Raw genomic sequence first — 14,767 nt, forward strand, 5'->3', positions numbered from 1 at the left:
TAAACCATCGTCAGACAATAATATGCGTACTGGTAGGTTCTCGACGGATCGTGGGTCACTCCCGACGGTAGTGTCGCATCTCGACCCGCCGGTCGAACGCCGCCGCGAGCCGATCGGTCACCGGGCCGCCGCCGACGGCGACACCGTCGACGGCCGCCACGGGCCTGACCTCCCACGTCGTGTTCGTGAGGAACGCCTCGTCGGCCTCGCGGACCGTGTCGACGCCGTAGGCGTCCGTCTCCACTGGAACGTCCGCTGCCGTCGCGAGTTCGAGGACGACCGCTCGGGTCACGCCCGGCAGGATCGGTCCCGAAAGGGCGGGCGTCTTCAGGACACCGTCGTCGACGAAGAAGACGTTGCTCGTCGCCCCTTCCGCGACGAACCCGTCCGTATCGCGGACGAGTGCCTCGTCGGCACCGCTTCCCCGCAGTTCCAGTCGTGCCAGGATTCCGTCGAGGTAGTTGTGCGTCTTGGCGTCGGCCGGCATCGCCGACTCCGGGATCCGTCGCCGCTCGACCGTCCGCACCGCCGCCGGGCCGTCCCAGACCGGGTCCCCCTCGACGCCACCCCGGGGGAGCGGCTTGACGATGACGACGACCGACGGCTCCACCTCGGGATCCGGCGTGAGTTTGCCGGCCTGTACGCCGCGGGTCACCGAGACGCGGACGTAGGCGTCCGCCAGGTCGTTCGCGTCCAGCGTCGCCCGGATGCGGTCCCGGAGGTCCGCCGGAACGGCCCCGCCCATCCCGAGCGTCTCGCAGGTCCCGACGAGTCGGTCGCGGTGGGCCGCCCACTCGAAGACCGTTCCCCCGTACGCCCTGAGAGTCTCGAACGCCGCGTCGCCGTAACGGAAGCCGCGGTCGTCGACCCGTACTGTCGCTTCCCCTTCGGGGACGAGACGGCCGTTTACGTGGTACTGCATCGGTTCGAATCCAGGAAGTTGCGGACGAGTTGCTGCCCGCCGTCGGTCAGAATGCTCTCGGGGTGAAACTGCACGCCGACGTGTGGTTTCGTCCGGTGGCGGACGCCCATCACGACGCCCTCCTCGTCGTCGGTGTGGGCCGTTTCCACCAGCGCCGCGGGGACCTCCCCGGGGGCGACGGCCAGCGAGTGGTACCGCCCCACCTCGATGCGCTCCGGAAGGCCGGCGAAGACGCCCGTCCCGTCGTGGGTGATCGTCGACCGCTTGCCGTGGACCACCTCGGGTGCGTGCCCCACGTCGGCGCCGTGGACCGCACAGAGCGCCTGGTGGCCGAGACAGACGCCGAGGGTGGGATAGTCGAGGTCGGCGAAGACCGGCATCGATACGCCGGCGTCCCGCGGCGTCCCGGGTCCCGGTGAGACGACGATGGCGTCCGGGTCGATCCGCCGGATTCCCGCGACGTCCACCGCGTCGTTCCGACGGACGAGCACCTCTCCAGCCACCTCGCCGACGTACTGGACGAGGTTGTACGCGAAGGAGTCGTAGTTGTCGACGACCAACACCCGCATCACCGTGCGCTCACCCCCACGTCCATCTCCGCGTCGTCGCCGAGTGCGGTATCGACGGCGGTGATCAGCGCCCGCGCCTTCGCCAGCGTCTCGTCGTACTCCCGGTCGGGCACCGAGTCGTGGACGACCCCGCCGCCCACCCGCAGGTGATACTCGTCCCCGTACCGGACCAGCGTCCGGATGATGATGTTGAGCGTCGCGCGACCGTCGAAGCCGATGGCAGCCATGCTCCCCGTGTACGGCCCGCGGCGATGGTGCTCCACCTCGTCGATGATCTCCATCGTCCGCGGCTTCGGCGCGCCCGTGATCGTCCCGCCGGGAAACAGCGCACCGATGGCGTCCCCGAGGTCGTAGCTCCTGTGGAGACGCCCCGAGACCGTCGAGACGAGGTGGAACACCTCCGAGTAGCGGTCGATCCGGCGGTACTCGTCGACGGTAACCGATCCGTACTCGCTCACTTTCCCCAAGTCGTTGCGTTCGAGGTCGACCAGCATCGCGTGTTCCGCCCGCTCTTTTTCGTCGTTCCGGAGGTCGGTCCGCAGTCGGCGATCCGCCGCCGCGTCCTCGCCGCGGGGTCGGGTGCCCGCGATGGGTTCCGTCTCCAGGCGGTCCCCGTTCCGGTCGAGGAGGAGTTCCGGACTCGCACTCACCAGATCCACGCCCGGGAACTCGATCAGTCCCGAGTACGGCGCCGGATTCACCGTGCGGAGCGCGGCGAAGGCCTCGACCGGGTGGACCGCGGCCGGCGCGGTCAGTCGGTGCGAGACGTTCGCCTGAAACGTGTCGCCGTCCCGGACGTACCCCTTGACCCGCCGCACCCGGTCGCCGTAGGCGGCGCGGTCACAGGAACTCCGGAAGGTGACGGGCCCCGTGGTCGACGGTTCGCCGACGGACGGATCGCCCGTCTGCGCCGCGTCGGCCAGTTCGAGCGCCCGGTCCAGCCCTGTCTCGTAGGCGGCGTCCGGGTCGTCGCCCACTCTCGGGGTCGCGACGAATCGCAGCGTCGACTCGCTCGCCCGCCACGCGGCGAGACAGGTGTACCGCGCCAACTGGAGGCGCGGGAGTCCGCGGTCGTCGACGGTCGTCGACGGGAGGGCCTCGATCTCCCGGGCGACGTCGTAGGAGAGCCACCCGAAGAAGCCACCGGGATAGGGGATCGCACACTCCCCGCGGACCAGCGACTCCGCGTCGACCAGTTCGGTGACGGCGTCGAGCGCTTCGTCGTCGGTCACCTCGCGCACGAAGTCCGGATCGACGCCGAAGTAGCCCCACCCCGACCGCCCGCCCGACGTCTCGAAGAACACCGAGGGCGCCGCCCCGCGCGCCCGGCGGTAGGCCTCGAACGGGTCGAGGTCGACGGTCACCTCGACCGGAACGCGGGCGTTCGTTGGCGCCCCCGCGGCTGCCGTACGGAACACGTCGAGCGACGTCTCGACCGACGGGGTCACGGAACGGTCCTCCCCGCCGGTGGCTGTGTCCATCGGCGTGATCGCGTCGGTCCCGGCCGCTCAGCGATCCACATCCACGGACGTCAAGCGCACGTCTTCGGTCGGCTGGTCGTTCGGGTCCGTCCGAACCGAGCCGATCTCCTCGACGACGTCCATCCCGTCGACGACCTCGCCGAAGACGGCGTGGTCACCGTCGAGATGCGGCTGGGCGTCGAGCGTGATGAAAAACTGCGACCCGTTGGTGTTCGGGCCGCGGTTCGCCATCGAGAGGACGCCCGCACCGTCGTGTCGGAGTTCGTCGTGGAACTCGTCGTCGAAAGTGTAGCCCGGCCCGCCGCGGCCGGTGCCCGTCGGATCCCCACACTGGAGCATGAACTCGGAGATGATCCGGTGGAAGGGAACGTCGTCGTACAGCGCGTCGCCCCGGATCTCGCCCGTCTCGGGGTCCTCCCACGTCGTCGTCTCGGGGCCGGGATCGTCGTTCGCGGCGGGATCGTGTTCCGCGAGGTTGACGAAGTTCTCGACCGTCCTCGGTGCCCGCTCCGCGAACAGTTCGACCGTGATGTCTCCGTGTGTCGTCCGCAGGGTCGCAGTCGGATTGCTCATACGGACTCCTCGCGGTCCGGCGGGATAACGTTGCTGTCCGTGATCATTGGTGCCCGACCGATCAGTCCTCGACGACCGGTTCCGGCGTCGGTGTCGACGTCGTCTCCGGCGTGGGGGTCGGTGTGGCCGTCGCGGTGGTCGCCCCGTCGTCCGCCGGCGGCGGTCCGTCCTCGTCGTCGCTCTTGCCCTCGTCGTCTCCCCGAGGCCGATGCTCGCCCCGGAGGACGAACTCAGCGAGGTAGGCGACGAACCGCTCGTTGTCGGCCACGTTGAACCGATCACCGCGCAGGAAGGTCTTGTCGCCGAGCAACACCGCGTTGTTCGAACGCACGGCCACTGCGTACTCGCCGGTTACCTCGTCGCTGCCCGACTTGTGGGTGTTCGGCGCGCTCCGAAGCAGGACCGTCCCCTCGTCGACGGTGACGGCCGCCGCGGTGTACATCGTCGTCCGCTCGATGTCGCCGAGGTCCGCCTCGCCCGTCGGTCGCGCGACGACGTGTTTGAACGTGCCGTCGGCGTGTTCCTGGTTGTACAGGTACTGCGTGTCGACGCTCATCCCGTAACTGGACGCGAGCGTCGTGAGCTGGCTCTGTTGGGTCTGGATCGAGGTGCCGAAGAGGCTACTGCTGATGGCGGTCCGATCCGGTTCGCCGACCATCACCAGGTGGCCACCGTTCCCGGTGAACTGCCGCACGTCGTCCACGTCGCCCGCGGGATACTCCGCCCCTGGATCGATCACGAGGAACGCGTCGACGTCCTCGAGGGCCGTCGCCAGATCACCGCTCGTGTAGAACTCCACGTCGAAGCCTTGACGGATCAGCGCGTCGACCAGCGGTTCGATGTCGGCGCGTGTAAAGCGGTTGGCGTGCCCCCGGTCGATGAGGACCGTCCCGTTCGTAGTGGCGTCGGGACCGGGGTCGGCGTCGATCGTCCCCGTCGCGGGGAGGGGGTCGGGTGCGATCTCGGCCGGTGCGTACTCGGGGTTCTCGAGGCTCGTTTCCGTGTCGGGCTCCGAGAGCAGCGCCGGTACGATCGCCGCGCCGGCCACGACGACGACGACGGTAAGCGCCAGCACCGCGATCCGTTTCCCCGCCTCACGCCACCACATGTGACCCTCCTACAGCGGCGGCCGGTTCCGGTGTCCCGCCGTCACCGGCTACCGTCCGGTTGCCGTCGGCCGGCAGTCGCCGGTCCGAGGGGCCGTCTCCCTCGGTGTCGGGGGCACGCACCTCCCCGTCGTCGTTCGAGGCGTCGAGATACGTCGCGGGCACCATCAGGAACACCGGTCCGGACGGATCCTCGCCGTAGAGATACTCCGTCGAGACCATCTCCTTGTCCGGGGCTGTCGACGCGATGTAGTTCGACCGCGAGAGGAAGCGTGCGGTGCCGTCGGGGCGCATCATCCGCACGTCGTAGCGGTCGAGTCCGGCCTCGTCGGCCGCGTGTTCGATCGCCGCCTGTCGCCCACCGATGTCGTCGGCGAGCCCGTTCCGGACCGCCTGTGTCCCGCTGTAGATGCGCGCCTGTTCGAGTTCCGTCCGCGTGAGTTCCAGCCGGTCGCCCCGCTGTTCGAAGACCGCGCCGATGAAGGCGCTGCCCAGCGACTCCAGGATGTAGTTGAACTCCCGGGCGTCGCCGCCGGTCAGTTTGTTCGGTCCGGTCGTTGCGACCAGATCCGTCGGTTCGAGTTCCGTCGGTGCGGTCGCCAGCACTCCCACGCTCCCGAGCGTCGACGACGGTTTGGCGTAGATGCGGTCACTCGGCGCGATGGTGTAGTACGCACCCGAGGCCGCGGCGGCGTCCACGCTGGTCACGAGGGGCATCTCCGCCGCCGTCCGCTTGGACTGGAGATACAACTCCTCGCTGGCGGCAGCGCCACCACCCCCGCTGTTCACGAGCAACACGACGGCCTTCACGTCGGGATCGTTACGGGCCTGTTGGAGCATGGAGGAGACGCCCGCCGAGGTCGACCCGTCGATGGTCCCCGAGAGGGGGACGACCGCCACCGTCCCCTCGGTGGACGTGGCGTTCCACGCTACCGGGGCCAGTGCGAGTCCCACGACCACGCCCACGGCCACGAACAGCACGTACGAGCGTGCGATCCGCGACAGGAGGGCTCTGATTCTGCTCGCCATGAGTACGTGTTGGCACACCACTACAAAAAACGTCGGTCGAGCCGTCAGCGGACGGCGAGATCGGCCACCAGTTGCGCCCCGCGGAGCGCGCCCGCCCTGGCCGCCGCCCGTCCCTTGAGCGCGCCGAGTTTCGCGTAGTAGCCGCTCTTGCGCGCCGATCCGACGGCGTAGTGGTGCGCCGAGGCGGCGATGGGTTGTCGCCGCCCGCGCATCCGCATCTCCCCGTCGCGGATCGCCGCGAGGACCGCCTCGCCGTCGAGGGTCGCCCGGTCGACGTCGTCGATGACGAGTTCCGTGTACGCCCGCCCCACGTGGGGCACCGAGTGGGCGTCGCTGGCGGCGAGGGCCGGATAGTCGTGTTCCGTGGCGAATCGCCGCGCCCGCCGGTTGCGAAAGCCGGTGAACAGCCACGAGTTGAACACCTCGATGGCGTCACAGTCGCCGAGGTGTCGTCGCGGGATCCCGTGTCGCGACCGCTGGAACGGGTGGGGGACGACCGCTACGCCGCCGTGGTCGCGCACCCACGCGACGGTTTCGCCGAGGGGCGCACGCCGCGGCGGCATCTCCGTGACGCCGATGGCCAGCAGGTGGCCCACCTCCGTCGACACCTCCACCCCGGGGATGCCGAGCAGTCCGTACTCGGGGGCGAGTTCCGCCGCCCGCAGTGACGCGTGGATCACGTCGTGATCGGTGACGACGATCCCGTCCAGTCCGATCTCGGCCGCCTGCTCCAGCAGTAACTCGACGGGGTCGTGACCGTCGTAGGAGGCCTCGGAGTGGACGTGCGGATCGATCCGGATCGTCGTCTGATTCACACCGTACGTTCGGTCGGCCGAATGATAAGCCTCGTGGCTCGCTACTCCACGCGGGCGCCGACCGTCCCGTCGATCAGCTTCCGCACCGTCGCCACCTGCTCGTCGTCCAGTTCGACCAGAGGCGGCCGGACCGCGTCGTCGTCGATGACGTCCCGCTCGACCAGTCCCGCCTTCGCGGTCGAGGCGAACCCGTACTCGACCGACGAACCGAAGACGGGGCCGATGTGGTTCACCTGCAAGTCACGGGCGCGGTCGAGGTCGCCGGCCACCGCCGCCTCGATAGCTCCGTTCATCGCCTCCGGGAGGAAGTTCGACACGGCGTTGATCCCGCCGGTGGCGCCCAGCGACACCCCGGGGACGAGTTGGCTGTCGAACCCCTGGAACAGGTGGAACTCCTCGTCCGTCCGACGGATGACCTCGATGAAGTGTGTGAGGTCGCCGCTGGTGTCTTTCATCCCCGCGAGATTGGGGTGGTCCGCGACCGCTTCGACCAGATCCGCGTCGATCGACTGCCCCACACAGGAGGGGATGTTGTAGAGGATCACCGGGAGGTCGCTCCCGTCGAGGACCTCACGAAGGAACCGTTCGTTGCCACCGGTCCCGTTCTCGCCATGGAAGTACGGCAGGACGACGAGGACGGCGTCGGCGCCACAGTCCGCGGCGGTGTCGATCCGATCGAGTGTGCCGGCGACACTCGACGACGCGGCACCCGGAAGGACGGGTGCGCCGTCCGCGGCCGCGACGCTCGTCCGGACGACCGTCTCGTACTCCGCGTCGGTGAGGCTCGCGAACTCGCCGGTCGTCCCACAGGGGACGAGCCCGTCGGCCCCGTTTTTCAGGACGAACTCCGCGACGTCGGCCACCGCGTCGGCGTCCACCGAGCCCTCCGAGAAGGGAGTTATCGTCGGAACCAGTGTGGTGCCGTAGTTCGAGTCTGCGGGTGCAGTCGGCATGGTCCGGCGTTCGACAGCCGACCAATTAGGCGTTCCCCTGTGGCTCCGCATCGGCCGCTCGGCTCCCGAACAGTGGCGAGAGCCGCTCGGCCACCCCGTCGAGGACGATCAGCGTCGGCGGGAGCGTCGCCAGCGCCGCCACCAGCGTTAGGAAGATGACGCCGACGGTCAGGTAGCCGAAGTCTCCGAGGATGGGGAACGGCGAGAGCGTCAGCGCCGAGAACCCGAAGACGGTGGTCATCCCCGAGACGGAGATGGCCTTGCCGACGCGGGTGGCGGCCGTCTCCACGGCGTCGAGTTTGCTCGTCCCCGGCCGACCCTTCTCCTCGTAGTAGCGCTCCATCACGATGATGGTGTACTCGGCGCCGATCCCGACGCTCATGGCACCGAGCGACGCGCCGAGCGGCGACACCGGGATCGAGAGCGCCGCCATGTAGAGGTTCTGCCAGCCGATGACGAACACCATCGGAACCAGCGGGGCGACCGCCTTCACCAGGTTCCGGTAGTAGGCCAGCAAGAGCCCGAAGACGAACAGGACGCCCAGTCCCGTCGTCACGTTCCGGCTCTCGATCTGCTCGACGATGGACGGCGTCGAGATGACCGCCGTCCCGGTGAGCGACGCGTCGACGCCCGGCGGCGGGTTGCTGAATCGGATCGTCTCCCGGACGTTCGAGATGAACGACAGCGTCTCGCCGGTCGTCATGTCCTGAGCGCCGATGACCGTGATATGGGCGGCGCCGTCGTTGTAGTACCGTGCGCGTTCCCGGGCTGGCACCTCGCCGAGGACCCGATCGACGCCCGCCCGCGTGTCGGGGATCTCCCCGCCGTTGTGCGCCGCGACGAGCGACGCCGGCGAGTCGACCCCCTGTATCAGGGGCGCACCCACGGCGGCCCGCTCGAAGCGCATCATCCACTTCAGCACCGCCGGATGTCGGAGGTCGCTGCCCGTGACCAACACGTCGTACTGGACGGCCGCCCCGCCGCCCGTCTGGGCGCGGAACTGCTGGAGATCGACGTACGCGGGCAGGTCCTGCGGGACGAACTCCTCGGTGTCCGCCATCGTATCCAGGCTCCGTCCGGCTTGGAACCCCGCCCCCATCAGGAGGAGTGCGACGAGCAACACCACGCCGGGGTTGGCTGCGAGCGTCCGCGAGGTCCGTCCGAGCGTCCGGCCCAACGGGCCGACCCGCTCTGAGTCGGTCGGATCGCCCGACTCCTCGGCGGCGGTCGCCGTCCCGGGCTTCGCCTCTGAATCGCGACCGTCGTCTTCCTCGATTCCACCGTCGGCGAGTTCTCGCGGTCCCAACTCGCCGAACCCGTGCCGCCGGAACCGCGCGTACAGCGTCAGGACGGGGAGCAGGACGACGATTCCCGCGAGGAACGTGAGGAGGACGCCGAAGATGGAGGTCTGGGCGAACCAGACGAACGCCGGCGAGTCGAGGGTGGAGATCCACGTCGCTCCGAACCCCAGGGCGGCGGCGAGCATCGCGACGAACACCGGCGGTCCGATGCCGGACAGCGCCCGCGGGAGCGCCTCGCGTGGCGGCGCCGACTCCAACTCCTCCTCGTAGCGTTCGTGGAACTGGACGGAGTAGTCGATGCCCAACCCGATCAGGATAGGGAAGACGGAACTCGTCAGCGTCGAGTTGGGGATGCCCGCGTACCCGATGGCGCCGAAGGTGTAGAGTACGCCAGTAAACACCGCGACGATGGGGAGAAGTCGAAGCCGCACCCCGCGAAAGAGGAAAAAGAGTGCGACGATCATCAGCCCCACGGCGAGACCGAGAAGTTGATTGGTGCTCTGTCCGATGAGCTCCGAGAGCTGCGCGGAGAAGGCCGCCGAACCGGTGACGATCACGTCGACCCCGGCGGGGAAGCGAGCCCACTCCTCGGCGTTCAGCGCCTCCGTGTAGATTGGGCGCTCCTCGGGCTGGGTGAGTCCCGGCTCGAACACCACTCGCACGATCACGGTGTCCGAGTCGCCGATCACCCGCTCGATTTTCGCCTCGGAGCGCGGAATCCGGCCGTATTCGGCCCGCACTTGATCGGCCGGGCTGGCGACGTACGCGACGTTCTCGACGTCGGACATCCGGTCGTCGAATCTGGCGACGGCCCTGAGCGTCGCCGGGTCGGTCGTCTCGCCCCGGAGCAACATCGAAATCGATCCGCGGTCGAACGCCTCGTTGAACGTCTCCAGGGTTGGGTTCTCGCCGGTGAACGCCTGATCGCCCGTGACGCTCGTGATCTGGGCGGCCCCGCCGAACGCGGCGAAGAGCAACACCAGCGCGACCAGTAGCGTGGCGACGGGGTGGGCCTGGATCTCCCGCCCGACCGTCCGAAACGCGGAGCGGAGCGCACTCATCCCGGCACACCCCCGGCTCCCGCCGGGCGCCGACGGTGGCTCGCGCTCGCGGCCCGGACCGCCGACGGATCGGTCATCGCCGGCGGTACCAGATCCCGCCGCCGATCACGACGAGCAACACGACGCCGATGGCGATGGGGAGGACGGGCGGGCCGCCGGACGATTCGTCGACGCCGATCCCGATCGGCATCCCGTCGGTGAACTCCGTGTCGCCGTCCGCCTCGTCGTACCTGACCTCGATCGAGGCGCCGTACTCCTTGGGGAGCGCGTCACCCGTCGCGCTGATCCGGAAGGTGGCCGTCGCGGTCTCTCCCGGCTCCATCCCCCCCAGGAAGGCGCCGTCGTCGGACGTCGAGAGCGGATCGCTCGTGAACAGTCGCGCGCTGACCGCCGAGATGGGACTGTCGCCGCGGTACGTCACTTCGGCGCTGAGCTGTGCCGTCCCGCCGGGTGTCACCGACGTCGAGACGTTGGACACCTGGAACCGGTCGCGCTCCGGTTCGATCGCTACGGTCTTGCGGATCGGGTTCGACGCCGTCCGCACGTCGCCGTCGGCGTTCTCGTACTCCACCACGAAACCGAAGGAGTTCGACCCCGGTTCGGCGTCGCTAGAGATGGCTGTGGTGAAGTTCACTGCGGCCGACTCGCCCGGTTCGAGCGTGCCGATCGCCGCCTCCCCGTTCGTCGGCGTCACCGTCCCGTGATCCCGCAGGCGGACGACGACGTTCTCGGCGACCGCCGGCCCGGTGTTGACCACCCGTCCCGTGATCGTCGCCTCGGACTCGTCGACCCGGAAGTTCCGTGTCCGTAACTCTTCGATGGCGAAGGTGCGCTCCGGCCGAACCCGAACTCCCGTGGTCAGCATGTCTGACTGCCTGCCGATGTCGCTTTGATCCCGGTAGCTGACCACGGTGTCGATCGGATACGTCCCCGGCGAGAGGTCGTCGGTCGCGCCGACCTGTACCGACACGCGGCGCGTCTCGCCGGGCTCGAGCGACTGCACGTACACGCCGTTCTCCCGCGACGGGTTGGCGGGGTTACCGAAGTACAGCCCCGATGCTCCCGACGTCAGCCGGACCGTCGCGTTCCGGGCCGTCTGCGTCCCGGTGTTCTTGATCGTGAACCCGAGGGATCCAGTGTCGCCCGCGAACAGGTCGGTGGTTCCCTCGGAGACGACGTCGAACTTGGCCCGCTCCTCGATCCGAATCGTCAACTCGATCGTCTCCTCCTCGTCGAGCCAGACGTACTCGATGTTCGCCGGGCCGCCGCTGGTTTCGTCGTAGAGTACCGCCCGAGCGTGCCGGTAGGTGACCTCGACCGGCACGGTGTAGGTGCCCGGTTCGGCGTCACCGATCTCCAGGTCGAAGCCGAACTCGGCGGCTGCGCCGGGGCCCATGCTCCCGGTCGTGACCGTGCCCGACTTCACGTCGATCGGTGCGTCGATCTGCCCTTCGAGGACTCGCATCTGGACGCTCCGAGCCGTCTGCACTTGATCCTCGAATCGGCCGATACCGCCGTCTTCGATGTTGCCGTCGTTCGTCGCGACGACCGTGAGCCTACTCTCCCCGTTCGCGGTGAAGGTATCGTCGGCGACGCTGTAACTCAACTCCGGGTTCCCCGAGACTACGGTCGACGAGACCGCGGGGACCACCGGCGCGACCAACAACAGGCCGACGACCGTCAAAATCGTGAGCCGCCTCATGGTGGCCACTGCGATCGGTCGGACATAACGATGACGATCCCAAGAATCAAACTCGAACGCAATTGAACTTGGTAAGTGTTTATTCGAGTTCGCGGACGCTGCCGGGGCTCTCGGAGCGTTTCGATCAGTAGGATGCGTTGACCACGCGGTCAGCGTCGCCATCGACCAGCCGCAACGACTCGTGGTCGTTGTCGAGGACCGGGTGGGGGGAACCCCAGTAGACGTGTCCCTCCCGGTCCGGGCCCTCGCCGACGTGGACGACGAGTTCCTCGCCCGGACGGAGTGCCCGTTCGCCGAAGCCGAAGTAGACGTGGCCGTCGCCGTCGACGAGATACCAGTTCGAGAGGTCGACGGTCTCCGGACCGGTGTTTTCGACGACGACGAACTCGTCGGCCAGCGCCGCGCCGTCGTCACCCGGGGGGTTGGGGTGGATCGCCGCGATCCGCACGTTCGAGCCATCCGACTCGCGGAGCGGACGATCCGGAACCACGGTCGAACACGCCCAGAGGCCTCGGTCGGCGCTGCGGGCCGCCCGCTCGGCGTCCGCGTACCGGTCGTCGGTCGCACGTGCGTGCCCCCCCGCTACGGTCTGCCGGTTGACCGATCGCCCGTCGACGGTCAGGACTGCGGTGGTTACCCCGCCGTCCCGGTCGACGGATTCGACGCGCACCGACTCGCCGACGAGGCGCGTCCGTAGCGACACCAGCGCCCGACGGCCGTGGTCGGCGAGACACGTCCGTCCCCGACTCCCGGTCAGCACGCCATCGAACTGCCGGGGGTCGTCGCCGTCGACGCCCGGCGCGTCGACGCCCGCCAGTCGAACCGTCCGTCGTGTCCCCTCGGTCCGATACGTGATCCAGTCGCCTGCACTGACGCCGACGACGGTGGCGGCCGTCCGCGTGGCGGTGGTCGACGCCCCCGTCTCCGCGTTCGTCGTCGTTCGGTCCCCGTCTTCGGTCCCCGTCGCGACGGCCGTCGCGGGCGACCGATCGGCGACGGCCGCCGACCCGCCGTCACTCCCCCCCGCGACGGGATCGGCCGGCACCGCCACTGCCAGACCGCCGCCGACGGCCAGTAAGGTCACCGTCGCGACGAGTGCCGTCCGGTCGTCGACCGCGTCCGTCCGGGCGACGGCGTACGTCCCACCGGCCAGAACGAACGCCAGGCCGAAGGCGACGACGGCGGGCGGACCCACGGAATCGACGACGATTGGTACCGAGATAGCGGGGATGCGGAACCGACCGACTTAATTATTCGCCTCGATCACGCCACGCGCCCGTCCAACGCCCCCGACCGCCGACGGGAACGGGTGGCTACGGATCGCCGCGACGACAGCCCGGCGGACGACCCGTACCGGTTTGTGACTCCCTCCCGATCGTCCGGCGCCCTCCGGTTCCCGAGTGGGTCTCTCGTGGGCTCAGAGATACCGAATCCGACGAACGGCGAGTTCGAGGTCGAACCGTTCGGCGGCAGTGGAGTTTTGGGCCCGGCCGTCGCGCTCGAACCGGAGGCTCTCTCGCGCCCGATCGATCTCGTCGGACTGAAGCCCTTCGCGCGTCTCGTCGCTCCCCTCGCCGTCCGTCTCGTCCGGGGGATCGAACACGAATCGGTGGTAGTCGGTCCCGACGATGCGTGCGATATCCTCGTGTTCGTATCGGAGATCGACCCGAAACTCCACGTCCCTGATCGTTCGATCCCCGACGTTCTCCACGTCGAACCGGTAGGTCACGAGCGCGAACGTCTCCAGTCGACTCCGCCGGATCGCGAACCGCCGGTTCGTCACGTCGATGCGGTCGTTCGGGAGCGACACGGCGGTCGGCGTGGGCCGTGCCGTCGGCTCCGGCCGATCGGTCGGTTCGGGCGTCGGTGTGGCCGTCGACGGGGTCGATGGCTCCCCGCCGTCGGGGGTCGGGGTCGTCGTCTCCGGTTCGATGAACAGGCGCGAACAGCCCGATAGCGACGCCAGCAGTCCGACGCCGGCGCCGAGCATCGCTCGCCGTCCGACACGGTCGTCGACCATCGACGCGGATATCGGAGGGCGGGCGGGTTAAACCCCCCGTTGCACCGTCCCCGCGGACCGGGTCGGTGAAACGCTTTTCGCCTCCGACGCCTACCTCGGAGTATGACGTACGAGGCGGTCCTGTTCGACAACGACGGCGTCCTCGTCGAACCGATCGGACGGTCGGTCCTCAGGCAAGCGACGTGGGAGGCCTTCGACGCCCTCGGCGTCCCCGATCCGGACCCGGACGACGTGGACCGACTCGCCATCGGCGTCACGCCGGCGGTCCTCTCGACGGTGTGTGCGCGGTACGACCTCGATCCGGCGCGGTTCTGGCGCGCACGTGACTACCACTCCTCGCACGCCCAGCGGGCGGAACTCCGCGCCGGCCGGGCGGGCCTCTACGACGACTTCGACGCCGTCCGCGAGATCGACGCCCCCCGGGGTATCGTCAGTTCGAACCAGCAGGACACCGTCGAGTTCATGCACGACTTCTTCTCGACGCGCGACCTCTTCTGGCCGACCTACGGGCGCGATCCGACGATCCGGAGTCTGGATCGCAAGAAGCCCGAACCCTACTACCTCCGACGGGCGCTCGCGGACCTGGACGTGACCGACGCGCTGTTCGTCGGCGACAGCGAGTCCGACGTGCTCGCGGCCGAGGCCGCCCACCTCGACGCCGCCTTCCTCCGCCGACCCCACCGCGAGTCCTACGACCTCTCGGTCCGCCCGACCTACGAACTCGACGGGTTATCCGACCTCCTCGGCATCGACGCCGTGCCGACCCGCGGCGGGGCGTGAGCGCGGCACCGAGGCTATCCGTCTGCGGTCCCAACGATTCGGTATGGCCGAAAACGACCGATCCCTCGCGGACCTCTCGGACGACGAGTGGCGCGACCGACTGAGCGACGACGAGTATCACGTCCTCCGCGAGCGCGGGACGGAGCCCAAGTTCAGCGGCGACTATCTCGACCGCGAGGACGACGGGGCCTACACCTGTGCGGGGTGTGGGGCGGCCCTCTTCGACGCCGACACCAAGTTCGGCTCCGGTACCGGGTGGCCGAGCTTCTACGACGCCGTTGAGGGGGCCGTGGAACTCGAGACGGACACCCGGCACGGCATGCAGCGAACGGAGGTCGTCTGTGCCCGGTGTGGCGGCCACCTCGGGCACGTCTTCGAGGACGGCCCGGAGCCGACGGGCGAACGCTACTGCATCAACTCCGTCGCCCTCGATTTCGACCCCGAGGACTGACGCC

The 14,767-nt window shown here is 69.0% G+C and carries 14 protein-coding genes; 2 read left to right on the plus strand and 12 right to left on the minus strand.

The window, feature by feature from the left end:
• Positions 1-55: 55 nt before the first annotated feature.
• The 12 genes from NBT82_RS11100 to NBT82_RS11155 all read right to left on the minus strand — a co-directional run bounded on the left by NBT82_RS11100 (position 56) and on the right by NBT82_RS11155 (position 13,532).
• Complete coding sequence (locus NBT82_RS11100; RefSeq protein ID WP_251328183.1) at positions 56-922, minus strand: aminotransferase class IV; 867 nt, start codon at positions 920-922, stop codon at positions 56-58.
• On the minus strand, positions 907-1,491 hold the full coding sequence (locus tag NBT82_RS11105; RefSeq protein WP_305882147.1) for an anthranilate synthase component II: 585 nt from the start codon (positions 1,489-1,491) through the stop codon (positions 907-909). The genes NBT82_RS11100 and NBT82_RS11105 overlap by 16 nt, the downstream gene beginning before the upstream one ends.
• On the minus strand, positions 1,491-2,972 hold the full coding sequence (pabB, locus tag NBT82_RS11110; RefSeq protein WP_251328185.1) for an aminodeoxychorismate synthase, component I: 1,482 nt from the start codon (positions 2,970-2,972) through the stop codon (positions 1,491-1,493). The genes NBT82_RS11105 and pabB overlap by 1 nt, the downstream gene beginning before the upstream one ends.
• 27 nt (positions 2,973-2,999) lie before the next feature.
• Positions 3,000-3,545, minus strand: coding sequence for a peptidylprolyl isomerase (locus NBT82_RS11115; RefSeq protein ID WP_251328186.1), 546 nt, complete (start codon positions 3,543-3,545; stop codon positions 3,000-3,002).
• A gap of 61 nt (positions 3,546-3,606) precedes the next feature.
• The gene (locus NBT82_RS11120; protein ID WP_251328187.1) at positions 3,607-4,653 is read right to left on the minus strand and encodes a GldG family protein; all 1,047 of its coding nucleotides are present in this window, start codon (positions 4,651-4,653) and stop codon (positions 3,607-3,609) included.
• On the minus strand, positions 4,640-5,680 hold the full coding sequence (locus NBT82_RS11125; RefSeq protein WP_251328188.1) for a S49 family peptidase: 1,041 nt from the start codon (positions 5,678-5,680) through the stop codon (positions 4,640-4,642). Before NBT82_RS11125 ends, NBT82_RS11120 begins: the two co-directional genes overlap by 14 nt.
• Positions 5,681-5,724: 44 nt before the next feature.
• Positions 5,725-6,495 (minus strand): CehA/McbA family metallohydrolase, encoded by a 771-nt coding sequence (locus NBT82_RS11130; RefSeq protein WP_251328189.1) that lies wholly within the window; start codon positions 6,493-6,495, stop codon positions 5,725-5,727.
• A gap of 41 nt (positions 6,496-6,536) precedes the next feature.
• Entirely contained in the window at positions 6,537-7,448 is a 912-nt protein-coding gene (locus tag NBT82_RS11135) for a dihydrodipicolinate synthase family protein (RefSeq protein WP_251328190.1), read from the minus strand.
• A gap of 25 nt (positions 7,449-7,473) precedes the next feature.
• Positions 7,474-9,810: an efflux RND transporter permease subunit gene (locus NBT82_RS11140; RefSeq protein WP_251328191.1), complete on the minus strand. Its 2,337-nt coding sequence runs from the start codon at positions 9,808-9,810 to the stop codon at positions 7,474-7,476.
• A 73-nt stretch (positions 9,811-9,883) separates the two neighbouring features.
• Positions 9,884-11,512 carry a COG1361 S-layer family protein gene (locus tag NBT82_RS11145; RefSeq protein ID WP_251328192.1) on the minus strand — a complete coding sequence of 543 codons (1,629 nt, stop codon included), beginning with the start codon at positions 11,510-11,512 and terminating at the stop codon, positions 9,884-9,886.
• 124 nt (positions 11,513-11,636) lie between these two features.
• A complete protein-coding gene (locus NBT82_RS11150) occupies positions 11,637-12,707 on the minus strand; it encodes a lamin tail domain-containing protein (RefSeq protein WP_251328193.1) in 1,071 nt (356 codons plus the stop codon).
• Positions 12,708-12,929: 222 nt separating this feature from the next.
• Positions 12,930-13,532: a hypothetical protein gene (locus tag NBT82_RS11155; RefSeq protein WP_251328194.1), complete on the minus strand. Its 603-nt coding sequence runs from the start codon at positions 13,530-13,532 to the stop codon at positions 12,930-12,932.
• Positions 13,533-13,634: 102 nt separating this feature from the next.
• Between NBT82_RS11155 and NBT82_RS11160 the strand changes: the two genes are divergently transcribed.
• Both NBT82_RS11160 and msrB read left to right on the plus strand, forming a co-directional pair.
• On the plus strand, positions 13,635-14,312 hold the full coding sequence (locus tag NBT82_RS11160) for an HAD family hydrolase (protein ID WP_251328195.1): 678 nt from the start codon (positions 13,635-13,637) through the stop codon (positions 14,310-14,312).
• 43 nt (positions 14,313-14,355) lie between these two features.
• On the plus strand, positions 14,356-14,763 hold the full coding sequence (gene msrB / locus NBT82_RS11165) for a peptide-methionine (R)-S-oxide reductase MsrB (RefSeq protein ID WP_251328196.1): 408 nt from the start codon (positions 14,356-14,358) through the stop codon (positions 14,761-14,763).
• Positions 14,764-14,767 lie beyond the last annotated feature (4 nt).

This window comes from Haloplanus sp. HW8-1 (assembly GCF_023703795.1).
GTDB classification, from domain to species: domain Archaea; phylum Halobacteriota; class Halobacteria; order Halobacteriales; family Haloferacaceae; genus Haloplanus; species Haloplanus pelagicus.